This window comes from Nodosilinea sp. E11 (assembly GCF_032813545.1).
Lineage (GTDB): Bacteria > Cyanobacteriota > Cyanobacteriia > Phormidesmidales > Phormidesmidaceae > Nodosilinea.
The window spans coordinates 352770-376812 of record NZ_CP136520.1 but is presented as its reverse complement, the minus strand read 5'-3'; the positions used below and the strand labels follow the sequence as shown (position 1 = coordinate 376812).

Genomic DNA, 24043 nt, shown 5'->3' with positions numbered 1-24043 from the left:
CCCATTACCCCCTACGAGACTTTCGCCGTGGAACTAAGCGTCACCGATCTAAGAGAGTTAGTCACCGCCCTCAACCAGAGCGACATTGTCGAACTCACCCTCAAAAGCACCGATTTTGAGCTTACCCTGCGCAAACCAGGGGCTATCGCTCTAGGTTCAGTCATGGCAGCGGTGGCTCCGGCCGTAGAGGCTACTACCGCCAGCGCTCCGCCGCCTGCCGAGCCGTCGCCTGCCGCCCCAGCGGCTCCCCCCGCTACTCCCCCCGGCAAGGGCAGCGATTTGGTCTCCATCAATTCGCCCATGGTGGGGACGTTTTACCGTTCTCCCGCCCCAGAGGAGCCAGCTTTTGTCGGGATCGGCGATCGCATCACCAGCGGGCAGACCGTGTGCATCATCGAAGCGATGAAGCTAATGAACGAACTAGAGGCCGAAGTCAGCGGCGAAATCGTCGAAATTATGGTTGAAAACGGTCAACCCGTAGAGTTTGGCCAAACCCTAATGCTGGTACGCCCGGCGTAATTGTTGCCCTAGGTGCTGCCATGACCCCTGACCCCAGCTTTATCGACCAGCGCATTATTGTGCCCCTCGATGTGCCCTCGGCCCAGATGGCACTGGCCTGGGTAGACGCCATGCCCCAGGTCAGCTTTTGGAAGGTGGGGCTAGAGCTATTTGTCAGCGCCGGGCCAGGGTTACTGGCCGAACTCAAGGCTCGGCAAAAGCGCATCTTTCTCGATCTCAAATTTCACGATATTCCCAACACCATGGCCGGGGCCTGTGCCGCAGCGGGGCGCTACGGGGTTGACCTGATGACTGTCCATGTAGCGGCGGGCCAGGAGGCCTTAATGGCTGCCCAGGAAGCGGCGATGGCGGGGGCCGAATCTGCCGGGGTCTACCCGCCGATGCTGCTGGGAGTCACCCTGCTAACCAGCATTTCTCCCAGTACCCTAGCCGTAGAACTCAAAATTCCGCTCGAAGCGACCAACTACGCGCTGCAAATGTCTCTGCTGGCCAAAGACAGCGGCCTGGGGGGCGTGGTGTGCTCGCCCCAGGAAGCCAGTCAGCTACGGCGGTTTTTGCCCGCTGACTTTACTCTGGTGTGCCCTGGCGTGCGCCCTAGCTGGGCCAGCAGCCAAGACCAGCGCCGCACCCTCACCCCTGCCCAGGCTCTGCAAGCCGGGGCCGACTACCTGGTGATTGGCCGACCGATTACCGCCGACCCCGACCCGGTTACTGCGTTTCAGCGCATCTGTGACGAATGCGCTGCCCTGTAGCGTCAGTGTCGCGGGGTAAGTCTTGCCCTGCGGTCTACCTGAGGGCTTGGTCTATATGTCTCGGCATCACCTGGCTGGTGGTTTTACCTGGCTTGGGGCAGGCCCAGGTCTCGGCCCCCGCCCCTGAGAATCCGGTCTATCTCAGGCGCGACAACCTTTGCCCCACCGAACTTCAGCCGTTGGCCACCCGGCTGCTTCAAGATTTACCCAGCTATGCCAACCGGGTGGCTAGCCGCAACCTCAATCTATCGCGTCGCCCGGCGGAGGCCACCACCCTGATGCTGGTGGCTAGTCTCCCCGACCTCACGCCCCTCGACCTAGAGGCGCTCGTGCCCGACGGTAGCACCCAACCTGACTCCACCCTACAGCAGGTGTTTTTTACCACCCTAGAGCGGCAGTATCGGCAAAATCGTTCGGTTTCGCTGCAACACTACCACTGGTTATTTTTGGCCCAGACCCCTGAGGGCTGGCGGCTGGCGCTGCTGTACTCTAGCCTGGGTAGCTACACCGGCAGCGATCGCCCCTTAGGGCGGCCCCCCACCCCACCCCAAGAGAGTAGCGACGGCATTATTGGTCAGGCGGTGAGGCTCTGGCTGCGCGACTGCCGAGCTGGGTCGGTGTTTCCCGCCGAGCCTGATTTGCCCGCCGGGCCTAGGGTTCCTGCTGAGCCTGAGCGGCTGCCCACCGAGGACGCATCTCCTCTGTAATTGACCCGGCCATAGAGGGTGTCGCGGGGCTGGGCCGGGCGATTGAGCGATGCGATCGCCCCCCGCAACTCATCCACGGTCATCCCGGTTCCTCCCTGGGCACCGGCCATAGTGGTGATGTGCTCTTCCATCAGGGTGCCGCCGATGTCATTGCAGCCCCAGGTAAGCGCCTCGGTGGCCCCAGCCAGCCCCAGCTTTACCCAACTGGGCTGGTGGTTGACAATCCAGTTGCCCAGGTAGATGCGGGCCACCGCCATCAGCAACAGCGCATCGGCCAGCACCGGCTGGTCGCGGCCCACCCGACGGCGCAGTGGTTTAGGGGCCTCTTGCCCCACAAAGGGCAGCACAATAAATTCGGTAATCGCCGCACTGTAACCAGCCTCTAAAGCACGGCACTGGAGCTGGCGTAGATGCTCTAGGTGGGCGATCTGCTGGGCCGGGGTTTCGATGTGGCCCGAGAGCATCGTGCTGGTGGTGGGCAGGCCCACCGAGTGGGCCAAACCGACAATCTCAAGCCAGGTGGCGGTATTGATTTTCTCGGGGCAGAGCACCCGACGCACGGCGTCGTCTAGCACCTCGGCGGCGGTGCCCGGCAGCGACCCTACCCCCGCGTCTCGCAGAGCCAGCAGCACATTGCGGTAGCTGAGACCGTCCTGGCGGGCGATAAACTCAACCTCCTGGGGCGAGAAGGCATGCAGGTGCAGCGCCGGGAATGCCCCTTTGATGGTGTCGACCAGCTTGAGGTAATAATTCAGCGAGGTGCCGTCGATTTTGGCGTAGGGGTTGAGTCCCCCCTGCATACAGATTTCGGTGGCCCCCAGCGCTACAGCCTCGGTGGCCTTTTCGAGAATGGGGGCAAAGTCGAGCCAGTAGGCCCCTTCGTCGTTGCGATCGCGGCGAAAGGCGCAGAAGCTACAGTGCTGCTCGCAAATGTTGGTGTAGTTGATGTTGCGGTTAACCACGTAGGTGACGGTATCGCCTACCTGGCGCTGGCGCAGGGTGTCTGCGGTGCGGCGAATGGCCTCTAGGGCGGCTGGCTCGCGCTGGTGCAACAGGGTCACCCCCTCAGCCGGGGCGAGGTCGCCTCCCGCCAAAGCCTCTGCCAGAATGCGTTCAAGTTCCATAGAAATAAGCCAGCTATCGACGACATCGCCTTTCTATTTTGGCGGGTATCGGGCTGATTGGCCTACTCGCTGTACCCAGACCGGCCCAAGCCCCTAGTCCGTTTGGGCGAATGCTAGCCCGCCCCTACCCCATTCTGCTTGGGCTTACCAACTTGTCCCAAAAGGGCAAAGGTCTCTCCATTAGGGAGGATATAACGCCAAAGCCCCTATGAGAAGCTAAAAGCGTATGGGTTATATAAATCAACAATCAATAATGAGAAATCTGTCTCTGCCTGAAGCGTTTAGCGAACCTTCCTTGCGATCTCAGGCAAAGACCAGAAGTCATGCGGATGTCTTAGTAGTGGGTCAGCCGCTGCAAATTGTCTTGGCCGATCTGGCTCCGGCTGAAGCCATAACCGCCAGCCTTAAAACCCAGGGAGAAATTGAAATTTACGCTGAGTCAAACCAGCTACTTGATCCACCCGCGCTGGTTTCCCTTCAACAAGTTTCCAAAATTGCCCTCTTAGCGAGAACCTTTAGCGATCGCCCCCAAGACCGCTGCCTAGAGATCACATTTCAGGCTGAGGGGGGTGCTCAACTGAGTCGAGTTTGCCTCAAGTTTACTTGCCTGCGAATTTGTTTAGATGTGGATGCCGACCGCGACGGCGTTGTGGACGAAAATAACCCCGCCAAGGGAGATTGGCAGTGGGGAACTAACGGTCAGGGAGCCATTCTGCTGGTCCATACCGATCGCGACCACGTTCACTCTGACAGTGAGTACACCGATAGAGATCAGGGAACAGCCCTGCTAAATCTCAAAGATGCGAGCTTTATGATTGCGCGCCGAGCTGGGCCGAGCGACCTACCACCGGGCTGTGAAATGTATCTGTCGGTGAGTCAAGATCAGGCCCAACGCCTCTGCATCTACGACGAACTCAATCAAATTGGCGATGAGCTGATTGGCCCTAAACAAGCCCAGGCAAAACTGGAGCGCACCGATCAAGATATTCTCTTTTTTGTGAAGGGGATTAGTTTTCCCGATATTGATTTCGATGGCCTGATTGAGATCACGCTGAGTCTGCTCAAAGATGGAGAGATTCTTTACAGCGATCGCGTAGTTTTTCGCGTCGCGCCCTGGATGATGACGCCAAACACCCTATCGCCGACTATGGTTTTTGTCTCTCGTCTCTCTAAGGGCGACAACGAAGACTTCATCGAAGACCTGAGAAAAGTGGTCAGTCAGGCGGGTGCTCAGCTAGATCCGGTACCCTTTGAGTTCCACGACGATGATCCGTGGATGCGAGATGAAATTGAAATTGGCTATACCCAAGCGCCAGGCCAATCCGTTCACGTCATCTTTGATTCGCCCCGCGATCGCGGCCTAGACCACCTAGCTAAGCGCCAGGTGATCAGCAGCCGGTTTGGCTATGTGATTCGCAAGAGCCGCCATGAGGCAACAAAACTAGGCTCCTTTGGCAATTTAGAGGTTTCTCCACCCGTGACTGCCAATGGCGTCACCTACCCCTTTGGCCGCCTCATGTTTGGGGGTACGCGTCCAGAAATTATGGAAAAACCGCGCCGCAAGCTGAAAGTTTTACGAGATTTTTTCTATGCCCAAAAAATCCAGGCTCCCTTTGAGCTTTTCTCTGACTGGTTAAGCGTGGGGCATATCGACGAGTTTATGAACTTCGTCGCTGCGCCCAATTCTAAAGGGTTTAAACTACTTTTGGCCAGCCCTGATAAATGCTATGACCTACTTAACGCATTGCACCATCAAGGGCATGACCAGGCACTGCTGCGGCAGGGTAAGCAACTTGATCAAAAGCCGGCTGCCATTAGCGTGGCAGAGGTTCTAGCTGATAAGGACCTAGCCGCTCACAATCAGCGGTTTCAATCCTACATTAACTGGAATCGGGAGGTTTTAAAGCAAGAGCTGGGTTTAGACGAAGCAGATATCATCGAGTTGCCAGCACTGTTCGAAAACGAAGGCGATCGCGCCATCTCGTTCTTTCCCAATATGGTCAATATGCTGGTTCTCAATCAGCACTTGGCTATTCCTAAACCCTTTGGTCCCAGGGTGAATGAGCAATGCTACTTTGAAGCCTACGTGAGAGAAGTCTTAAACCCGCTGGGTTTAGTCTGTCACTTTATCGACGACTGGGACACGTATTTTCGCGAAGGCGGAGAAATCCACTGCGGCACCAATACAAGTCGGCAACCATACCAGCAAAAATGGTGGGAGAGTGAACCAACGTTTCTTAAGCATTGCTCATAAAAACGCTAAGGCGATTTCTGGAAAATAGTTTCTTCAATGGTGGGCACTGCCTACCCTACCACTTGGGTTAGGACATCCAGATACCTTAGAAATGTTCGAGCGTTCAAACGTTTTTAGGGAAAATGTCTTAACCAGACTGGCTACAGCTATAAAAGTGGGATGCACTCGGTGCAAGGGGCTACCGACCCAGCACCGCCGCCCCGTCGTAGAAAAATAGACCCGCCACACAGCCGGTCATCAGCGTCGCCAGAGTGCCCGCCCACAGTGCCTTCCAAGCCAGCTCACTGATGTCTTTGCGCCGCGAGGGCACAATGCCCGCCAGCCCGCCGACAAAAATGCCCACCGAGGGCAGGTGAGCGAAGCCACAGAGCACGTAGCTGACGATCACCAGGGCGCGATCGCTCAATGTTCCAGCCGCCGCCGCGTTGGCCAGACCAATGTAGGGCGGAATCGCGGTTTCGAGCAGTCGCCGCCCAATTAGCTGCGACGACAGCCACAGCTCGGGCCAATCGAGCGACACCCCGGTGAGAAAGGTGAGGGGCAAAAACAGCGCCCCCATGATGTTTTGCAGCGTGATCACGCTAAACACCTGGCCGATCGCCCGCCAGAGGGCAAAGTCGTTGGTGGCCAGGTTGGCCAGATTGGCAAACACCAGATCGAGTAGGGCAATCAGGCCCAGAATGGCAATCAGCGCCGCGACAATACCCACCGCCATTTTCACCCCGTCGAGGGCACCTAAGATCAGGCTATCCATGGGGCTGCGGCGTTCTTCTTCCACCAGCTCTAGCTCAGGCACTTTGCCCAGGGTGTCGGGCACCGCCTGCTCGGGCACCAAAATTTTGGCCAGCACAAAGGCTGCCGGAATTGTCAGCACCGAGGCCGACATTAGGTGCCCGGCAATGGATGGGAAAATGGGCCGCAGGTACCCGGCGTAGAGGCCCAGCACCGTGGAGGCAATCGAGCCAAACATGGAGGCCAAAATGGCGCACAGCTCGCTGCGGGTCATGCGCTCGAGGAAGGGTTTGATGGCGATCGCAGACTCAATGCCAACAAAAATATTTGCTGCTCCCGCCAAGGCCTCGGCCCCGCTGAGGCGCATCGCCCAGCGAAAAAACCGGGCAAACACCCGCACAATCGGCTGTACAACGCCCAGACCGTAGAGCAGCGAGAAGATCGCCGCAAAGAACACCACCTGGGGCAGCGAACGAAAGGCAAAGATATAGCCCAAATTGAGATTGTCGGCCCCCAGGCGATCGCCCGGTACGGCAGTAAAAGCAGGCGTCAGCGCCCGCGCAATCCATCGCCCTGCCCCGGCGGGGCCAACCGGCTGGTTAAAGTCGGGCACAAAAATCGGGCCAAACAAAAACCGCGCCCCGGCATCAGAGGCATCAATTAAGGCATTGAGAATAGAACTCAGCCACACCACCGCCTCCCGCGTTACGGGCAGCAAGAAAATCAGCAGCCCCACTACCAGCTGAATGCCAATGCCCCACACTATCAACCGCCAGGGCACCCGCCGCCGATCCTCAGAGCCTAGCCAGGCGATAAAGCAAAACCCAAATATTCCCAGCAGCGAAATTAAACGCAGTGCCATCGTGTGCCCATGCTCCTTATGGCCCAAAAATCACGAGCCTGCCACCGATTATGCCGAAGAACACCTCCGACGAAGCGCCTCGTTCTAGAACTTAATTGAGGGAAGGGGTATCAGGTGTCAGGTCGCGACCCGAAACCCGGATAACCTACCCCTGCCCCTCCCAGGAGGGGATGCCGAAACCTGAAACCCAAAACCTTCCCTCCAGCCTGCCCCATAATAGATGTGACCCCCCGCCCTGCGCTATGGAAGCTTTTTCTCCTATTCCGCCCGACTGGGCCGAGTCTGCTAGCCACGCTACCCAATTTTGTTGCCCCCAGTGTGGGGCCGAGAGTCGCCAGGCCAAAGCGGTCTGGATCAATCGGCGATCGCCCGTTTATGGTCTTGACCATCGCCGCAAATGGCAAGAGTTTTATCACTGTGGCGAGTGTGAAATGCCCTGGTGGGCCTGGAGCAGCGATCGCCCCCCGTCGCCCTACGGTCGCCCCGATGACGATGGGGGTGATGGGGAGGATCTGTTTTAGAATCCGTTGACCCTCTTTAAACGCTCTATCTAAACCCGCTTAAACCTGTAAACGTTCGAACGTTCAAACGTTCCAAACGTTCCAAACGCCTTTACCAATGTCCCTCAACCCATCACCCAAAACCATCCACGTCTTCGGTAGCCTGAATATGGATCTGGTCTGCCGCACGCCGCGCCTGCCCCAGTTGGGGGAGACCATTCTGGGCAGCGACTTTGCTACTCTACCCGGCGGTAAAGGGGCCAACCAGGCAGTGGCGGCGGCGCGGTTGGGGGCCGCCACGACGATGGTGGGTCGGGTGGGAGACGATGCCTTTGGCCGTCAGCTCATCGAAGGGTTGCAGGCGGCAGGGGTCGAGACCCGTGGGGTAGCGACGGCGGCGGCGGGGCCGACGGGGGTAGCGGCGATCGCCGTAGATGACGCCGGCCACAACACCATCGTGGTCGTGCCCGGTGCCAACGGCCAGGTAGATGGCGAGGATTGCGATCGCCTCGTGGCCCAACTACAGCCAGGGGATATGCTTCTGCTTCAGTTTGAAGTGCCCCTGCCAGCGGTGATCGCTGCTGCCCAAGCGGCCCAGGCCCAGGGGGCAACGGTAATTGTGGACCCCGCTCCGGCCCGCGACGATGTGCCGCCCGAGTTCTTTGAAACCGTAGATATTCTCACCCCCAACCAGACCGAGGCCAGTCAACTCACGGGGCTACAGGTAACCGACCTGCCCTCGGCCACTGAAGCGGCTCGTCAGCTAGTGCAGCGAGGCATTGATCTGGTAATCGTGAAGCTGGGCGACCAGGGGGCAGTAGTTGCCACGGCAGACCGCACCTGGCACCAGCCCGCCCTGGCGGTCAACGCAGTGGATACGGTGGCGGCGGGGGATGCCTTTAACGGCGGCCTGGCTGTGGCTCTGTCTGAAGGCATGGCCCTGGAGGACGCCGTCGAGTTTGCCACCGCCGTCGCCGCTGCCTCGGTGAGGGTGCCGGGGGCGCAGGCGTCGATGCCGATGCGATCGCAGGTTGCTGCCCTGCAAACTACCTAAAGCATGTCTAGCAGAGGGATTCGGCCTTGGGCTATGCTGAATCTTGCCCCAATGCTTTCAACCTAAGTACTGCGCCACAATTCATGGCCCGACCCCACGCCCAAGATTGGCAGACCGAATTTAACGACCTGATGCGCGGCATTGCGGGGGCGTTTTTGTTTGGTGCCCCCTTTCTCTACACCATGGAGGTGTGGTGGAAGGGCAACTTTACCGCGCCGCCGCGCATGATGCTGATATTGGGCATTGCCTATCTAGCTCTGGTGCTGCTGAATATTAAAGGCGGGTTTCGTGCTGAACAACCCCGCAGCCGACTGCAAATTTTGGCCGAGAGTGTCGAGGGGCTGGCGATCGCGCTGTTTACCGCCGCCCTGAGTTTGGCGCTGCTTGGCATCCTGCGGCTTGAAACCGGGGTAGACGCGGTATTGGGTCGAGTGATTACCCTATCGCTGCCCTTTGCCATTGGCGTGGGCATTGCCAATAACCTGTTGCTGAGAGCTGACGGCAACGATGACGACTCACCTAAACGGCCCGACCCCTGGCGCAGCACCCTATCCGATGCCGGGGCGGCCCTGCTGGGGGCCATCGTCGTGGGGTCTTCCATTGCCCCCACCGATGAGATTCCGATGATTGCCAGTTCGCTCTCGCCCACCCGACTGCTGTTGATTATGGCCAGCTCGCTGCTGCTGTCGTACATCATTGTGTTTCAGGCCAATTTTGGTGCTCAGCGGCAGCGGCGATCGCAGCCTGGTTTTTTCCAAAGCCCGATCAGCGAAACCCTGGCTGCCTACCTGATCTCCCTGGCAATCTCAATGCTGATGCTGTGGTTGTTTCAGGTGATTCGGGTGGGTGACCCCGTCAACCAGTGGGTGAGCTATGTCATCGTCTTGGGCTTGCCCTCCACCATCGGTGGTGCGGCGGGCCGTTTGGCCGTATAACCCCGTTACGCTCTTTACCGCATCTCGTTACACCCCTCTTCATTGCCCCCGTCACCCCCTATGTCTGAACCGATCCGCAATCGCGCCGAATGGTTTTCCCTGGGCATTTCCCTAGCGCTGCTGGCGGGGGTGGTGGCCACGGTGGTGTCGGTATGGCTCAACCCATCCCTCAAACCCGCTGAATTTACCGTAGAGCGTGGCCCAGTGCGCACCGCCAACGGTCACTACTATTTGCCCGTCACCATCAAAAATGAAGGCGACGCCACCGCCGCTGAGGTCACCGTCGAAGGCAGCCTTGATACGGCTCCCGACGATGAGATCGCCACCACCACCTTCGACTTTGTGCCCGCCCGCTCCGATGCCGCAGGTGTGCTGATTTTTAGCCAAGAGCCTTCAGGAGCCACCGTGCGCGTGGTCAGCTATCAAGAACCTTAGCTAGCCTAGAGCCTACAGGTCGAACTTAATGCCGCCAAAGACCGATAGCCCACCATCCCGATTAAATTCATCTTCAACCCTTAGGTAGATGCCAGGGCCAACCGGCCGCCCTGTCCCTACGGTTTCAAGGATGCGATCGCCAGCCTCATCGTAGACAAATTGATAGGTCCCTACTGGTAGCGGTTGACCGTCGGCATTAGCCAGCTGCGTCATCACTTGATCACCGCTTTCATCCAGCAATGGCACGGTTTGATAAATGGGGGTTAGGCGATTAGCTAAGTTGTAGTAGTAAGCAGGGCGCTGCTGTTCCCCAAAGGGGTTGAACAAGGCTTCAACGCGCCAGCCAGTGGCAGCCCCGCCCTGCCCCTGCCCGATTACAGTTCCCTGGGTAAAGAGTTCAGCCCGTAGAACGTTAGCCGCTGGCGTCCATGGCGTATTGCCTATATTGAGCACTCCACCGATCGCTAGCTCACCGCGCAGGGGAGTTAGATTCGGGTAGGTCTCTCTCTCGGTGACGCTCTGGCGATCGATCAGACTGGTGCTGTCAACTAAGACCTCCTCCGAGGAGATCTCAGTGGTCGATGCGACCAGGTACTCTGGCCCAGAACGGAGCGTCGTATCAGCCATGGTTGGGCCTTCAATGGTCTCAACCAGGGTTGATGTTTCAGCCTCATTGAGGCGAGAGTTAATGTTGCTCAGTATGCCGTCGGCATCGATATCAAACTCTGCGTCTCCGGTTTGGCGAGTTGTTTCTATCTGCCGAGAGGTAAGTTCAGTGGTGTGGGTGTTTACCTGCGTTTGGGGAATCGCTAAAACATTGGTTGTTGTTTGCCTGTAGGTCATGTCGAGCTGACGCCGATAGGTCGATGCCGTAGTGGTGGCAACATCTTCTTGGTTTCCCAACCCCAGAGCCAGCTCACCTCTCACGTATAGCCCCCCCGCAAAGGTCGTCTTTGAATAGCCTGCCTGCCCCCCGCTGCCGGGCAGCAGCCTGTCTGGGGTAGAGATCTGATTACCCACTCGAGCATCAACCTGATCGGGCTGAGAGATATCGAAGGTAGAGATTAATGGACCATCCGGAACCTGACGGTAAAGGCCTCGCAATCCGCTGAAGCGGGCTGTTTCCGCGTTTTCTCCCGGCAATGTATCTTCGACCGCATAAACATTAGGCTGTTCTTGCTGAAAATTTTCTGGATGTTGGTTGGCCGCAATCACTTCAAACCCGCCGTCAGTCGTACGATACCTCTGCCCATCTGGGTTTGAAAGGACATACTCTTGCCCCAATTGCAGGTCTTGGCCCGCTTGCTGGGGCACCAAGGCATAGATCAGTTGACGGGCCATGCCTGCCTCCAGCCTGGTGGATTCGGTTACATATCCCTGCTCATTCCACTGGGGCAAAAACGTGGCGGTGCCATCGGTTCGTTCAACAATCAGCCCCCCTACATTGCGCGTGTAGGCAGCATTGCCTGGACCTACTAGGGTTTGGTCGGGAGGTTCAATCACAATAGCTTGATCGCCAGGCAACTCATAAATACCTGCCGATGAGGAAAGCCGTTGACCAGGAACCGCCTGAAATGGAGTGGGTGGTACAAACCCCACGATCTGAGTATTGTTGATTAGCCCCGTCGGCTGTATGAGGCGCGGCCCATCGGGGTCGGGGTTAACCACCTGACGGCCATACCGATCAACAGCATCGCGATGAGTCGGGGTAAAGAACTGAGTTACCCCCACCGTGGCGCTAAGACCAGCTTGGTTTGCCACTACCCCAGGATTGAAATTTAGGCTTCCGGTTATCAGCGTTGGCGGAGCCGCAGGATTGTCGGCTAAGGGAGATAGTTGCCCCGTTAGACTGGCTCCATCGGTGCCCAACCGCACTTGGGCTGCCGCATAATAGCGATCGTAAATCAGCGGGGTGCCATCGGCGGTACTGGCTCCAGTCGCGTGGGGCAAAAGGTTAGCCTCTGAGTTAACTAGTTCAACTCGTCCGGGTAGCCGATCCTCAGTTGTTTCGGTAAACGTTTGGTCCAGTTGCAAACGGCTGACTTCGCTCACCTGTTCCTGCCGAGTCAGAGGGGAAAGGGGTGTCTCAATGACTTCGGTGCGGTAGCTCACCGTGCTGCTAATCGATTGAGACTCGGAGATAAGATCTGCTTCGCCTCGCCCCATAGAGAGTTCAAAATATTGGCCGTCGTTAAAGTCTAAATCACTCCCGTTAGCTGGAGACTGGTCTTCGACAGCAAACTTCCCATCGGTAGTGAAATAAAGACCCGATTGTTGAGGCTCATCACCATCCCGTACTAAATTCAAAACCCTGAGCTCAACCGTATCTTCCGAACCATAAACTACATTAAGTTGAGCCGCTTCGGGCAGGGTTCGTCCATCCGGGCCCGTCTGAACTCTATCGCCTCGAACAAAGGCACTCTCAGTCGACTTGACGGTGCCATCGGGGCCGTAGACCGTCAGTTGAATGCCCTCTCCATAGTCGTGCTGGCCAGGGAGATAAAGCAGATTAAACTCGGTCGACAGCTGCAAAGAGTCGTCTACTATAACAAATCCTGGAACTACGGGCTCTAGCTGCTGGTTTATGTTATCGGTATCAACTCTAATTTCTACTGAATTGGGTGCTAGTTGGTCTGACCTGACCGGTTGAGCAACCCGCTCTTGTCTCTGCTCAATTAGACCCCTTGGCATTGGAATGTTTGAGGTATTTTGGTTAGGCCCTGTCCTCAACTGAAAGGCATTATTATCGACCTCGACCGAGCCGTCACTTTCTACCTGGATTTCAGGCATGGCGTTAGCTACAGACGCTATACCCAAAGTTAGAAAACTTATACTGGTCGTTGCCAACAGTAGGGTAGATGAAAAATGAGTATTTTTAAACATAGGAAAGTTGACAGTTTTCATTACAGAAACTGAGCGAGATGGGCAGGAACTGTTACTAGCAGTGTAATGACCCAGCTTGGTGCCCTAAACTGTCAAACGGAAGAGAGTGACAAACTTTGGTTGACAAAAATATGGCTTTATTAACGCTAAAGCTGAGGTGGGAAGAAAAAGCTAATGTTTTTAAAAAAGCTGTGGCAAGTTCGACAGAACCTGTGGATAGAAGCCGAGCTGCTAAAGTGAAAAGAGTGTAAAAAAAATTATGCAAACAGCTGTCTGTTTCAGTTAACTTGAAACCTGGTGTTCCCCTCGCCCTAAGGCAATCCTTGTGAAGGTTTCAAACGCGGCGAACAATCCGACAGGGGTTACCCGCCGCCACCACGTTGGCAGGGATCGCTTTCGTCACCACGCTGCCTGCGCCAATCGTGGTGTTGTCGCCAATGGTCACCCCAGGGCAGACGATCGCACCGCCGCCCAGCCACACATTGTTGCCGATGGTGATCGGGGCCGCCAACTCTAGACCCGTCAGCCGCACCGCCGGGTCGGTGGGGTGGTAGGCCGCATAGATCTGTACATTGGGCGCAATCAGTACGTCGTCGCCAAGGGTGACCCAGTTGCAGTCGAGAATAGTGCAGTGGGCGTTGATGTAGAGGTTTTTGCCCGCACGAATGTGGCCACCGTAGTCGCAGAAGAAGGGCGGCGTAATCTCGAAATTGGGGCCAATGGTGTGAAAGAGCGATCGCACCACCCCCTCCCGCACCTCTACCTCCTCCGGCAGAGCGTGGTTAAATCGACACAGCTGAGTCTGAGCCAGCCGCCGCAGCGCCACCAACTCCGCATCTGCCGCCCGGTACAGCTCATTGGCCAGCATCTTCTCCCGCTCTGTCTTCGCCATTGAGGAAATCTCCTATAGCAAAAGATCCCAGGGTTCTTTAAGAACCCTGGGATCTTGACCAAATCCCCTCCTGGGAGGGGTAGGGGTGGGTCAACCTAGTCTCTGGAACCCACCCCGCCCTGCGGGCACCCCTCCCAGGAGGGGATGCATGAATCTAGCCCACCAGTTCTTTCACCTTGGCCATGATGCCATCGGGGTCAATGCCCTGGTGAATGAACTGCTCCCATAGGCCGCCGCTGCCTTCGTGGTGGGTGCCCATGAAGGCAAACTTGGGCGTGTAGCCCCGCTCCAGCAGCCAAGAGCCAAAGCGGCTGCCCAGGCCGGTCTTGCGGTTGAAGGCTTCCGTCACCAGCACAAAGGGCGCTTTGCCCACCTTGGCCATAGTCTCCTCATCGATCACGTTGAGGGTGGACTTGTTAATCAGGCCCACGTCGATGCCTTCCTGCTTCAGCCGCTCTACCGCATCGAGGGCGCGGTAGAGGGAGTCGCCAAAGGTGACGATATAGCCGGCGGTGCCCTCGCGGATCACCTCATCTTTACCGGGGGTAAAGGTGTAGTCGCCGCCAAAGAACTCGTTGCCGTCGGTGTCGAGAATCATCGGCACCTTCGAGCGGGTCGAGAAGATGAAGCGCAAACCAGGGTCGTGGAACACCGTCTTAACGCAGGCCTTCATCTGGTTGGGGTCGGCGGGGAAGTAGAGCTTGGTGTCGTAGCCGTCATCGAGGCCGTTGTCGGCAAAGAAGTTGTTGAGGCCGAAGTGGCAGGTGTTGTCGGCCATGTCGTCGATGCCCGAGTGGGAGAAGTGGCACAGCAGGTTGGAGTAGTTCAACCGCGCCATGGTGATTTCAGAGATGCACATCTCTAAAAAGGCCGCGAAGGTGGCGAATACACCCTGCTTGCCCTCGGCCATGCCGAAGCCCGCCGCCGCCGACAGGTTGCCCCGCTCCATAATGCCGCCGCTGATGAAGATCTCGGGGTAGGCCTTGCGAATCTGGGCCAGACCACAGGAGCCCTCCAGGTCGCTATCGACTACCAGCACGCTCTCTTTACGGGCCATTTCATCCATCTCACCCAGCACTTCGACCATGGCGTCGCCAAACACGTTGCGGTTCGCGCCCACGTTTTTGCTGGAGCCCATGAACTCGTAGGTGTTCTTGGGGGTCTCGATGCCTTCAAGAATTTCGACCGCTGCGGTGTGGCCCTTGGCGGTCAGGTAGGCGATCGCCGCTTTTACCGAGATCACATCGTGGCCGTGGGTGCTGCCCTCAATGCCCTCAATGCCCACCGCCATCGCCCGCTTGTTGATCACCGCCACCGGGCCGGGGGTGTTGATCGCCTTGCAGATGTTGGCGTAGAGGCCGTCGATATCTTCGCCGTCGCCTTCCAGCACCGTCAGACCGTGGCCCTCCAGGGTTTTCTTGACGCTGTAGCCGCCCATGTACTGGGAGGGGTGACCGGCAATGGTGACATCGTTGTCATCCACCAAAATCTTGACGTTGACGTGGTTGGCCACCGCAAAGCGGGCCGCCTCAGCGTCGTCGCCCTCCTGCTGGGCACCGTCAGAACCCAGGCAGAAAGCAACTTTGCCGGGGTTGGCCAGAGCCACACCGTTGACGTAGGGCCACATGTGGCCCAGGCGACCCGAGCTAAACTTGACGCCGGGGGTCAGCCCTAGCTCGGGGTGACCGGGCAGCTTTTCGTTGGCGGCGCGGTACTGCATCAGCTGCTCGGCGGGCATGTCGCCGTTGAGCACCGACATCAGGTACTGAGTCGCCACCCGGTGACCCGCTTCGTCAAAGAAAATTGGCACATACTTGTCGCCCGCGCCGCGAAACAGGGCATCGAGAATCATCACCTCGGGCACGGTGTCGTAGGGGCCGCCAGTGTGACCGCCCACACCCCGCGCCGCACCGGTCGCAGTGAAGAACACGATCGCATCCCGACACAGCTGAATGTTGGCCTTCAGGGCGCTGCGCTGCTCGTCGGTGAGGGTGGGATTAGACGCATCTAACGAAATTCGCTGGTATGCGCCTAGGTCAATGGGAAAGCTGGTCATAGAGTTTCGTCCTATAGGCTGGTGACAGGGAAGCGTGGAGCAAAGCAAGGTTTTTTATAGAGAGCAAGTCCACTGCTCAAGTTTGGATAGCAAAAATCCACTACCTCCATCATTCAATACTCTGGCAAGGCTGTGAAGTTAATTCAGTAAGAGATGGTTAAGTAGTGGGCCAGGGGGCCCGTGCCAGCAGACTTAGCGATTCAAGGCGGACAACGAAAACTCCCTAGGCCTAGCGATCGCGCCCCCTGTTATTATCGATTGTGCAACTTTTGAGTTTGATTAATCGTCCGGGTTTTCGGCATAGAGATATGTCTTGAGTAATAGGACGGGATCAAGGCGATCGCGTCCAAAGCCAAAGCCGATAGAATAGCCCACAGCCAATCGCCACTCTCCCCTATGCCGTCTCAGCTCAAGCGCAAGCTCAAACCCTGGATTCTGCTATTTTGGACCGCGCTGCTGGCGGTGGTGATGCTGGGGGGGCCTGCGATCGCATTTTCGCCACCGGCAGTGCCTTGGGGAGATACTCCGTGGGAGACTGCGCCGATTCCCCAGAGCTTCCAGAAAATTCGGGGGGTGTGGCTGACCACCAACGATATCAATGTCCTGCGGGATTCCGCTCGGGTGCAGAGCGCCATGGCTGAGTTGTCTCAGCTCAACTTCAATACGGTCTATCCCGTGGTCTGGAATTCGGGCTATGCTCTCTTCCCCAGTGTGGTAGCCCAGCGAGCCGGGATACCCTACATTCACCGAGGCGCTGCGGGGCAGGATATTCTGGCGGACGTGATTAACCAAGCTCACCGTCAGGGCTTGTTGGCCATCCCCTGGTTTGAGTTTGGCTTTATGGCCCCGCCGTCGTCCGAGTTGGTGATGGCTCACCCCGACTGGCTGACCCAGCGCCAGAACGGCAGCCAGACCTCGGGCAGTGCGGCTGGGGAAGTGGTGTGGCTCAACCCGTTTAAGCCAGAAGTGCAGCAATTCATCACCAATCTGGTGGCCGAAATTGCCGTCCGCTACGACATTGACGGCATTCAGTTCGATGACCACACGGCCCTGCCCAGCGACTTTGGTTATGACCCTTACACCGTGGCCCTATACCGGCAAGAAACCAGACAGGCGGTACCGAGTAACCCTCGAGATCCGGCCTGGATGCGCTGGCGGGCGGACAAGATTACGGACTTTGTGGCTCAGCTCAACCAGACCGTGAAACAGCATCGTCCCCAGGCGATCTTTTCGGTGTCGCCCAATCCCTATGACACGGCCTACAACTCGTTTTTGCAAGATTGGGTCGGCTGGATCAACCGTGGCCTGGTGGATGAGCTGCTGGTGCAGATCTACCGCTGGGATATAAACAGCTTTACAGATCAAATGCTGCGGCCCGAAATCCAGACGGCCCAAACTCAAATTCCGGTGGGCATTGGCATTTTGACTGGGTTACGCAATCGGCCTATGCCGATGTCGATGATTCAAGCTCAGGTGATGCGATCGACGGCCCAGGGGTTAGGAGTGGCCTTTTTCTACTACGAAAGCCTCTGGTACGATGCGCCCGAGCCTGTGGAAGAGCGCCAGGCCCGTTTCCGGGATTTGTTTAGCGTTCCTGCGTCCCGGTTTAGCCTACGTCGCCAGGTTTAAGCACGGCTTTGAGACAAAGACCACCGCCAAGCGCTAGTGCAACTCTTCCTCACTGCGCTCTCGCAGGTTGTCGGCAGCATGGTGTGCGTGGCGAACCTGGTTCGCCATCGCTTGGCGGGCCTTAGCCTCTACCGACGACTCAGAGTCCTCGTGAAGTTCGTCATCGGCACGGGTGCGCATCGCGTCGTGGCTATGCTCATCGTGCTGGCGCTGCTGGGTCAGGCGTTCGCGGGCCTGGTCGTCTTGCTTATCCATAGCGTTGGGTCTCCCTCAGGGCGTGGTTTGCTGGTGGTGGAAAGTGCGATCGCACCCCTACAGTTAATTTGCCAAAAGAGTCAGCCGCCTGCGATCGTATCCGACACGATTGTTTAGCCTTCTCAAGGGTCTGCAACCTGGAGTCGACCCTCTTTTCGCAACGCTCCTACGATCATCTCAACGCCTCTACTACTAAATCAGAATCCCATAATCCCGATTCCAAACAGGCGGATTGCGTAGGGGCAAACGGTGTTTGTCCAGCCCAACCGGGGCTAGCTAAGTCGGCTTCGGTATTAAGATCAAGTGAGGTCTTAGGACGACTTCTGGAAAATAGTTTCCCCAATGGTGGGCTCTGCCCACCCTACAGTGGCGACAGCCTCTGGGTTAAAGCTGGTAGCTTCTTTTCTCAAAATCCTCTAAGGCACCGATGCCGTTGCCACCGGGTCTTCAGAGCCCACTGGGCAAATCACCACCGTATTAAACAGACTAATATCCGTCCCCTCTGGCACCGAGAGGTCGAAGGCCCCGCTGGTGGCGGGCAGCAGTCCTAGAGCCATGGGGCGCTTGGTCATATTGCCATTGATAGTCAAAAACGCTTCCAGCGCCTCGCCCTCGGCGGTGAAATCTTTAAATGACAGCGTAATGCTGCTGCCCACAATCGCCGCTCCCACGTAGCCGCTGGCGGTGTGGCTATCTGTACCGGCAACGCTGCCCATAGTCTTAATCCCCCCTAACCTCGTCACTGCATCGGCCACCATTGTAAAAAAAGAAGGGTCATCTTTCCGAGCGGTTTTCTACTGTCGGCGAATGATGGGTTTTCACCACTCATTCCCGCCCCGCTGACCGCTATGCTAGGAACAATAAACCTAAGTAATAAGCTGCCCCCTGTCACGGATGCGTCCGGGGGTTTTACAATAGTTCATACTTAGGTGTTGTTGCCGCGGCTCCAGCTCAGACTCCCCGTCATGGTCTCGTGATAGAGTTTTCTGTTGTCAAGGCTACCAACGACAACCCAGACCCCGTCTGAGTAACCCATGAAGATGGTCACCAGCGGCCCATCGCCCAGAATCCGGAGAAGCAGTTATGGCTAAAGACATCACCCGTTATCGCAATATTGGTATTTTTGCCCACGTAGACGCAGGCAAAACCACCACCACCGAGCGCATCCTCGCCCTCACCGGTCGCATCCACAAGATCGGTGAGGTTCACGACGGTGCCGCTACCACCGACTTTATGGAGCAAGAGCAAGAACGGGGGATCACGATTCAGTCGGCAGCCACCACCTGCTTTTGGAAAGATCACCAGCTCAACATCATCGACACCCCTGGCCACGTTGACTTCACCATTGAGGTCTATCGTTCCCTCAAGGTGCTCGACGGCGGCATTGGTGTGTTCTGCGGTTCGGGCGGGGTAGAGCCTCAGTCAGAGACTAACTGGCGCTACGCCAACGACTCCAAGGTGTCTCGTGTCATCTACGTCAACAAGCTCGATCGCATTGGGGCCGACTTCTTCCGCGTGGTCAAACAGGTAGACCAAGTCCTGGCCGCCAAGCCTCTGGTGATGGTGCTGCCCATTGGTACTGAGAATGACTTCATCGGCGTTGTCGATCTGCTCACCCGCAAAGCCTGGGTGTGGGATGACTCGGGCAAGCCTGAAAACTACGAGATCACAGATGTCCCCGAAGACATGAAAGATCAGGTCGAAGAGTACCGCGAGGCGCTGATCGAACTGGCTGTCGAGCAAGACGACGACATTCTCAATAAGTACCTCGAAGGTGAAGAGATCACCCTCGATGAGATCAAGACCTGCATTCGCAAGGGCACCCGTGATCTGGCCTTCTTCCCCACCTACTGTGGTTCCTCCTTTAAGAACAAAGGAGTACAGCTGGTGCTGGATGCGGTGGTTGACTACCTGCCCAACCCCCTCGAAGTGCCTGCTCAACCCGAGATCGACCTCGAGGGCAACCCCACTGGCAAGCTGGCCCACGCCGATGCCGACAAGCCCCTGCGGGCGCTGGCCTTTAAGATCATGGACGATCGCTTTGGGGCGCTCACCTTTACCCGCATCTACTCGGGTCAGCTCAAAAAAGGTGACACCATCCTCGACACCTTCACCGGCAAGACCGAGCGCATTAGCCGCCTGGTCGAAATGCACGCCAACGATCGCGAAGAGGTTGAGTCAGCCCAGGCTGGCGACATTGTCGCCCTAATCGGCATGAAAAACGTGCAGACCGGCCACACCCTCTGCGATCCCAAAGATCCCGCCACCCTGGAACCGATGGTCTTCCCCGACCCGGTGATCTCCATTGCGGTGTATCCCAAGAAAAAGGGTGACAACGAGAAAATGGGCATGGCGATCAGCAAGATGGTGGCCGAAGACCCCTCCTTCCAGGTGGAAACCGACGAAGAGAGCGGCGAAGTCATCCTGAAAGGGATGGGCGAACTGCACCTCGACATTAAAGTCGACATCCTCAAGCGCACCCACGGCGTCGAAGTCGAAGTAGGCAAGCCCCAGGTAGCCTACCGCGAGGCGATCACCAAGCGCTTGGTCGATAGCTACACCCACAAGAAGCAGTCGGGTGGTTCGGGTCAGTACGCCAAGATCGACTACGTGATCGAGCCGGGTGAAGTCGGCACCAACTTCCAGTTCGAGTCGGCGGTGACCGGCGGCAACGTGCCCCGCGAATTTTGGCCAGCGGTGCAAAAAGGCTTTGCCACCAGCATTGACCGAGGGCCGTTGGCGGGCTACCCGGTGGTTGACCTCAAGGTCACCCTCACCGACGGTGGCTTCCACGCCGTAGACTCGTCGGCGATCGCCTTCGAAATTGCGGCCAAGGCTGCCTACCGTCAGTCGCTGCCCAAGGCTGGCCCTCAGCTGCTAGAGCCGATCATGAAAGTCGACGTGTTTACCCCCGACGACTACATGGGCGATGTGATTGGCGACCTCAACCGCCGCCGAGGCATGATCAAGTCTCAAGATCCTGCCGCTACCGGCGTTCGCGTCAAAGCCGATGTGCCCCTGAGCGAAATGTTTGGCTACATTGGCGACCTGCGCACCATGACCTCCGGTCGGGGCCAGTTCTCCATGGAGTTCTCTCATTACGCCCCCTGCCCCAGCAATGTGGCTGAGGAAGTGATCAAGGAAGCCAAGGAGCGCCAGGCTGCCGCTGCCAAGTAAGCAGCCCATTCTCCTGTAGGGGCACAGTATGCTGTGCCCCTACTATAGTTTTGCTGACACAAAGCGCCCCGGTCAGGATTTGGCCGGGGCGCTTTGTGTCACAGTGGTTTGGGTTACACCGGCTCTAAAACCCCCGGCTGCCGCAGCCCGGCCACATTCTCCTGCCCGGTGCAAAATAGCACCGTCGTGATCTCTGCCGTGAGCACATCCGCTAGAGCCGCCACCGCCGCTTCTGACTCGCTGGCCGCCCGCAAAAAAGGCATGGCCAGCCCGGCCAAATCGGCTCCCAGGGCCAGCGTCTTCGCCACATCGAGCCCGTGGCGTAGCCCGCCTGAGGCAATCAACGGCAATGTCGAAGAGACAGCCCTGGCCCGTACAAGGCAGTCAGCGGTTGGCAATCCCCACTCCCCAAAGGTTTGCCCCAGCCGTCGCTGGTGGGCATCGATCGCCCGCTCACTTTCTACCCTGGCCCAGGAGGTGCCCCCGGCCCCAGCCACATCTACCGCAGCTACGCCAGCCTCGACCAGTCGCCGCACGAGAGGCGCTGAAATGCCATTGCCTACCTCTTTGACGATTACCGGCACCGGCAGGGCCGCACAGAGCTGCTCAATCTTGCTGAGCAGCCCCTTGAAGTTGGTGTCGCCTCGGGTCTGCACCGCCTCCTGGAGGGGGTTAAGGTGCAAAATCAGGGCATTGGCCGCCAGCTGATCGACCACTCGGCGGCACTGGTCGAGACCGTAGCCATAGTTGAGTTGCACAGCCCCCAGATTGGCCAGCAATAAGATATCGGGCGCTAGAGACCTCACCGCAAACGTACTCATTAGGTCAGGGTTTTCTACCCCCACCCGCTGAGAGCCAACCCCCATGGCCAGCCCGTAGTGCTGAGCCACTACCGCTAACCGCCGGTTGATCTGATGGGCCTCCTCGGTGCCTCCGGTCATTGAGGAGATCAACAGCGGTGCCCCTAACCGGTGGCCCAAAAAGGTGGTGCTAATGTCAATATCGTGCCAATCTAGCTCGGGCAGGCAGCAGTGGGTAAACCGGTAGTGCTCTAACCCAGTAGTGATCTGGGCACATTGCACTGGCCCCTCTAGGCAAATGCGTAGATGGTCGGCCTTGCGGGTCTGGGTCTCGTGGGCAACGGGCAGTACAGTCACGGTGGCTATGGCGAAAATCAGTGCTCCCTATCGTAGGAAAGAATGGGCCGCTTTAGACGCGATCGCACAACAGATGTAACACCCTGGAGCCATCCCGCTGTTGCCGCCGTTAATCTGGCTTCAACAGCTGCACCCCATCCTGCCCATCGGAGGCTTGCAAAAACACCTTCACCGACTCATCCTTCGCCGTCGGCAGCGCCTTGCCAACAAAATCGGGGTGAATTGGCAGCTCCCGATGGCCCCGGTCGATCAACACCGCTAGGCGAATGGCGCTGGGTCGCCCATAGTCAATGACCGCATTCAAGGCCGCACGAATGGTGCGCCCGCTAAAGATGACGTCATCTACCAGCACCACTACCTTATTGGTGATATCAAAGGGAATCTCGGTGCGGGCCGGGGTGCGGGTGCTAATTTTGTCGAGGTCGTCGCGGTATAGGGTGATATCGATCGACCCCACCGGTAGCGCTACCCCCTCCAACCGCTGAATTTGCTGGGCCAATAGGTCAGCCAGCGGCACCCCTCGGGTATGAATACCCAACAGCACGAGGCGATCGAGATCGCCCCCCCGCTCGACAATTTCTGAGGACAGCCGGTTCAGGGTGCGGCGCAATTCCTCAGCGGTAAGAATTTCTACAACCGTGCTGCTCACAGTCATCGGCAGGCCTCCTGACACCGGTAAAGACACACTATAACTCGACCCCAAAGCCTGTGAACCATGCCTAAAGGGCTCGGTTAGGATGTCACCCTGCTTAAGCTCGACGGCATCGGGCTATGTCGGCGAGTGCGCGATCGCGGCCTCACCCCCCCCGTACTTATGCTGACCGCCCGCGATACCAGCTCCGACAAGGTGGTGGGCCTTGACGCCGGGGCCGACGCCTACCCTGCCATTGCACCCCCTGACCCTAGCTTGGGTTTCAGGTGCTAGGTTTCGGGTGTTAGGGATATGTGGTCGAAGTGCCGCTGTCTCCTTCCAATGCGGGGTGCCCAGAGGGTGAGGTGGGTAAAAACTACGGCAGCATATGTAAGTCTCTAGATGCGATGAGTTGCCATATTTGCGTCAACTAACCCACCCCTACCCCTCCCAAGGAGGGGACGGTGAGACTGTTGTTCCAAAGACTTTTCTTCTCTCCGGCTCGAGGGTAATACTAAATTCGCATCATATAACTCCGATTCCAAACAGGCGGCTTGTGTAGGGGCAAACGGTGTTTGCCCAGCCTCACCGGGGATAGCCAAGGTAGATTCAGTACGCAACAGTCTTCCAAAGAAAAGCAGGGGTCAAGCGACCCCTGCTTTTCTTTGGAAACAGGTTATGCCAGCGATAGATTGTACTGGCGACCGGTTATGACGGTGAGAGGAACAGGGTGAGGGCGCGGTGGTCGAAGGATTGCACCTTACCGGCGGTGTTCAGATCCTCTACAACCCGGTTCAGCAGATCGGTGGCGCGATCGCGGTGCTGGTGCTCTCGGCCCCGCAGCCGCACTAAAAACTTGACCGAATCTCCTTTGCTCAACCACTCAGTGGCTCGGTTGATGCGCAAGGTGTAGTCAGACTCGCCAATGTTGGGACGAAACTTGACCTCTTTAACGGAGGGGCGAGAAGTCTGCTTCTGACGCTTATTCTGCTGATACTGAAGCTTGCCATAGTCCATGATCTTGGCCACGGAGGGGCCATCTTCACTTGGGGAGACGACTACCAGATCGAGCTTGCTCTCTTTGGCCATCCTGAGAGCTTCTCTAGTGTCGGTGATGCCCAGATTTTCACCTGTCTGGGTGATCAGCAGCACTTCAGGGTCTCTAATGTCGCGGTTGACAATGGCTTTCTGTTTTTTAGCGATAGGACAAATCTCCAAATTCTGCAGGAAGTACATAGCGAGCTTCCCTGGGATTAGGCCTATCCCAACAGTCCTCATGATCCTCCTGTGAGGAGGCCAAATAGACGTGAGACAGTCAAATCCTGGGATACTCTCAGAGCTTAGCCTGTAGGCATCTCAGTCGGCCCAGGGCTAATGTATTCTTAATGTCTACATTACGCTGGGTCGATCACAGCCACATCCCCCCGTCGATGGGTTCCTTCACTCTAGGGGCAGCTGCACGGTGACGGTGGTGCCCTGGCCCTCGCTG

The 24043-nt window shown here is 57.5% G+C and carries 19 protein-coding genes and 1 pseudogene; 10 read left to right on the top strand and 10 right to left on the bottom strand.

Annotated features, from left to right (window positions below; genetic code table 11):
* The first annotated feature begins 27 nt into the window (after positions 1 to 27).
* Together accB and pyrF are read left to right on the top strand one after the other, a co-directional pair.
* Positions 28 to 519 (top strand): acetyl-CoA carboxylase biotin carboxyl carrier protein, encoded by a 492-nt coding sequence (gene accB / locus RRF56_RS04175; RefSeq protein ID WP_317036370.1) that lies wholly within the window; start codon positions 28 to 30, stop codon positions 517 to 519.
* Positions 520 to 539: 20 nt separating this feature from the next.
* The gene (pyrF, locus tag RRF56_RS04170; RefSeq protein ID WP_317036369.1) at positions 540 to 1271 is read left to right on the top strand and encodes an orotidine-5'-phosphate decarboxylase; all 732 of its coding nucleotides are present in this window, start codon (positions 540 to 542) and stop codon (positions 1269 to 1271) included.
* A gap of 574 nt (positions 1272 to 1845) precedes the next feature.
* Here the strand turns inward: pyrF and cofH are convergent.
* Positions 1846 to 3102 carry a 7,8-didemethyl-8-hydroxy-5-deazariboflavin synthase subunit CofH gene (gene cofH, locus RRF56_RS04165; protein ID WP_317036368.1) on the bottom strand — a complete coding sequence of 419 codons (1257 nt, stop codon included), beginning with the start codon at positions 3100 to 3102 and terminating at the stop codon, positions 1846 to 1848.
* Positions 3103 to 3355: 253 nt separating this feature from the next.
* On the opposite strand from cofH, the gene RRF56_RS04160 reads away from it, so the two are divergent.
* Positions 3356 to 5356 carry a protein-arginine deiminase family protein gene (locus tag RRF56_RS04160; protein WP_410510533.1) on the top strand — a complete coding sequence of 667 codons (2001 nt, stop codon included), beginning with the start codon at positions 3356 to 3358 and terminating at the stop codon, positions 5354 to 5356.
* A gap of 178 nt (positions 5357 to 5534) precedes the next feature.
* On the opposite strand, the gene RRF56_RS04155 is transcribed toward RRF56_RS04160, so the two are convergent.
* Positions 5535 to 6950 carry a NupC/NupG family nucleoside CNT transporter gene (locus tag RRF56_RS04155; RefSeq protein WP_317036366.1) on the bottom strand — a complete coding sequence of 472 codons (1416 nt, stop codon included), beginning with the start codon at positions 6948 to 6950 and terminating at the stop codon, positions 5535 to 5537.
* Between the two features lie 242 nt (positions 6951 to 7192).
* Between RRF56_RS04155 and RRF56_RS04150 the strand changes: the two genes are divergently transcribed.
* The 4 genes from RRF56_RS04150 (at position 7193) to RRF56_RS04135 (ending at position 9874) form a co-directional block, all read left to right on the top strand.
* Positions 7193 to 7471 carry a hypothetical protein gene (locus RRF56_RS04150; protein WP_317036365.1) on the top strand — a complete coding sequence of 93 codons (279 nt, stop codon included), beginning with the start codon at positions 7193 to 7195 and terminating at the stop codon, positions 7469 to 7471.
* 97 nt (positions 7472 to 7568) lie between these two features.
* Positions 7569 to 8504: a ribokinase gene (gene rbsK / locus RRF56_RS04145; protein WP_317036364.1), complete on the top strand. Its 936-nt coding sequence runs from the start codon at positions 7569 to 7571 to the stop codon at positions 8502 to 8504.
* Between the two features lie 83 nt (positions 8505 to 8587).
* Positions 8588 to 9439 carry a TIGR02587 family membrane protein gene (locus tag RRF56_RS04140; RefSeq protein WP_317036363.1) on the top strand — a complete coding sequence of 284 codons (852 nt, stop codon included), beginning with the start codon at positions 8588 to 8590 and terminating at the stop codon, positions 9437 to 9439.
* A 60-nt stretch (positions 9440 to 9499) separates the two neighbouring features.
* Entirely contained in the window at positions 9500 to 9874 is a 375-nt protein-coding gene (locus RRF56_RS04135; protein ID WP_317036362.1) for a hypothetical protein, read from the top strand.
* A gap of 12 nt (positions 9875 to 9886) precedes the next feature.
* On the opposite strand, the gene RRF56_RS04130 is transcribed toward RRF56_RS04135, so the two are convergent.
* The 3 genes from RRF56_RS04130 to RRF56_RS04120 all read right to left on the bottom strand — a co-directional run bounded on the left by RRF56_RS04130 (position 9887) and on the right by RRF56_RS04120 (position 15705).
* A complete protein-coding gene (locus RRF56_RS04130) occupies positions 9887 to 12406 on the bottom strand; it encodes a hypothetical protein (protein ID WP_317036361.1) in 2520 nt (839 codons plus the stop codon).
* A 685-nt stretch (positions 12407 to 13091) separates the two neighbouring features.
* The gene (locus tag RRF56_RS04125) at positions 13092 to 13649 is read right to left on the bottom strand and encodes a sugar O-acetyltransferase (protein WP_317036360.1); all 558 of its coding nucleotides are present in this window, start codon (positions 13647 to 13649) and stop codon (positions 13092 to 13094) included.
* 154 nt (positions 13650 to 13803) lie between these two features.
* Positions 13804 to 15705, bottom strand: a complete 1902-nt coding sequence (locus RRF56_RS04120) for a transketolase C-terminal domain-containing protein (protein ID WP_317036359.1) — start codon at positions 15703 to 15705, stop codon at positions 13804 to 13806.
* Positions 15706 to 16101: 396 nt separating this feature from the next.
* Here RRF56_RS04120 and RRF56_RS04115 point away from each other — a divergent pair, with 396 nt between their 5' ends.
* Complete coding sequence (locus tag RRF56_RS04115) at positions 16102 to 17334, top strand: glycoside hydrolase family 10 protein (protein WP_317036358.1); 1233 nt, start codon at positions 16102 to 16104, stop codon at positions 17332 to 17334.
* A gap of 33 nt (positions 17335 to 17367) precedes the next feature.
* Here RRF56_RS04115 and RRF56_RS04110 read toward each other — a convergent pair whose 3' ends face one another.
* Together RRF56_RS04110 and RRF56_RS04105 are read right to left on the bottom strand one after the other, a co-directional pair.
* Positions 17368 to 17589 carry a hypothetical protein gene (locus tag RRF56_RS04110; RefSeq protein WP_317036357.1) on the bottom strand — a complete coding sequence of 74 codons (222 nt, stop codon included), beginning with the start codon at positions 17587 to 17589 and terminating at the stop codon, positions 17368 to 17370.
* Between the two features lie 416 nt (positions 17590 to 18005).
* Positions 18006 to 18305: a hypothetical protein gene (locus RRF56_RS04105; protein WP_317036356.1), complete on the bottom strand. Its 300-nt coding sequence runs from the start codon at positions 18303 to 18305 to the stop codon at positions 18006 to 18008.
* 367 nt (positions 18306 to 18672) lie between these two features.
* On the opposite strand from RRF56_RS04105, the gene fusA reads away from it, so the two are divergent.
* Positions 18673 to 20766: an elongation factor G gene (gene fusA / locus RRF56_RS04100; protein WP_317036355.1), complete on the top strand. Its 2094-nt coding sequence runs from the start codon at positions 18673 to 18675 to the stop codon at positions 20764 to 20766.
* Between the two features lie 113 nt (positions 20767 to 20879).
* On the opposite strand, the gene fni is transcribed toward fusA, so the two are convergent.
* The gene (fni, locus tag RRF56_RS04095; protein WP_317036354.1) at positions 20880 to 21923 is read right to left on the bottom strand and encodes a type 2 isopentenyl-diphosphate Delta-isomerase; all 1044 of its coding nucleotides are present in this window, start codon (positions 21921 to 21923) and stop codon (positions 20880 to 20882) included.
* A gap of 109 nt (positions 21924 to 22032) precedes the next feature.
* Positions 22033 to 22578, bottom strand: coding sequence for a bifunctional pyr operon transcriptional regulator/uracil phosphoribosyltransferase PyrR (gene pyrR, locus RRF56_RS04090; protein ID WP_317036353.1), 546 nt, complete (start codon positions 22576 to 22578; stop codon positions 22033 to 22035).
* Positions 22579 to 22659: 81 nt separating this feature from the next.
* On the opposite strand from pyrR, the pseudogene RRF56_RS26355 reads away from it, so the two are divergent.
* Positions 22660 to 22803: pseudogene (locus tag RRF56_RS26355) on the top strand (response regulator); the annotation flags it as partial.
* 459 nt (positions 22804 to 23262) lie between these two features.
* Here the strand turns inward: RRF56_RS26355 and infC are convergent.
* Entirely contained in the window at positions 23263 to 23790 is a 528-nt protein-coding gene (gene infC / locus RRF56_RS04085; RefSeq protein ID WP_317036352.1) for a translation initiation factor IF-3, read from the bottom strand.
* Positions 23791 to 24043: the final 253 nt, after the last annotated feature.

What these genes read in the sequence shown, in the direction of transcription:
- pyrF (WP_317036369.1), top strand. Translation starts at nt 540, where the DNA reads ATGACCCCTGACCCCAGCTTTATCGACCAGCGCATTATTGTGCCCCTC.
- cofH (WP_317036368.1), bottom strand. Translation starts at nt 3,102, where the DNA reads ATGGAACTTGAACGCATTCTGGCAGAGGCTTTGGCGGGAGGCGACCTC.
- RRF56_RS04160 (WP_410510533.1), top strand. Translation starts at nt 3,356, where the DNA reads ATGAGAAATCTGTCTCTGCCTGAAGCGTTTAGCGAACCTTCCTTGCGA.
- RRF56_RS04155 (WP_317036366.1), bottom strand. Translation starts at nt 6,950, where the DNA reads ATGGCACTGCGTTTAATTTCGCTGCTGGGAATATTTGGGTTTTGCTTT.
- RRF56_RS04150 (WP_317036365.1), top strand. Translation starts at nt 7,193, where the DNA reads ATGGAAGCTTTTTCTCCTATTCCGCCCGACTGGGCCGAGTCTGCTAGC.
- rbsK (WP_317036364.1), top strand. Translation starts at nt 7,569, where the DNA reads ATGTCCCTCAACCCATCACCCAAAACCATCCACGTCTTCGGTAGCCTG.
- RRF56_RS04140 (WP_317036363.1), top strand. Translation starts at nt 8,588, where the DNA reads ATGGCCCGACCCCACGCCCAAGATTGGCAGACCGAATTTAACGACCTG.
- RRF56_RS04135 (WP_317036362.1), top strand. Translation starts at nt 9,500, where the DNA reads ATGTCTGAACCGATCCGCAATCGCGCCGAATGGTTTTCCCTGGGCATT.
- RRF56_RS04125 (WP_317036360.1), bottom strand. Translation starts at nt 13,649, where the DNA reads ATGGCGAAGACAGAGCGGGAGAAGATGCTGGCCAATGAGCTGTACCGG.
- RRF56_RS04120 (WP_317036359.1), bottom strand. Translation starts at nt 15,705, where the DNA reads ATGACCAGCTTTCCCATTGACCTAGGCGCATACCAGCGAATTTCGTTA.
- RRF56_RS04115 (WP_317036358.1), top strand. Translation starts at nt 16,102, where the DNA reads ATGCCGTCTCAGCTCAAGCGCAAGCTCAAACCCTGGATTCTGCTATTT.
- RRF56_RS04110 (WP_317036357.1), bottom strand. Translation starts at nt 17,589, where the DNA reads ATGGATAAGCAAGACGACCAGGCCCGCGAACGCCTGACCCAGCAGCGC.
- RRF56_RS04105 (WP_317036356.1), bottom strand. Translation starts at nt 18,305, where the DNA reads ATGGGCAGCGTTGCCGGTACAGATAGCCACACCGCCAGCGGCTACGTG.
- fusA (WP_317036355.1), top strand. Translation starts at nt 18,673, where the DNA reads ATGGCTAAAGACATCACCCGTTATCGCAATATTGGTATTTTTGCCCAC.
- pyrR (WP_317036353.1), bottom strand. Translation starts at nt 22,578, where the DNA reads ATGACTGTGAGCAGCACGGTTGTAGAAATTCTTACCGCTGAGGAATTG.
- infC (WP_317036352.1), bottom strand. Translation starts at nt 23,790, where the DNA reads ATGTACTTCCTGCAGAATTTGGAGATTTGTCCTATCGCTAAAAAACAG.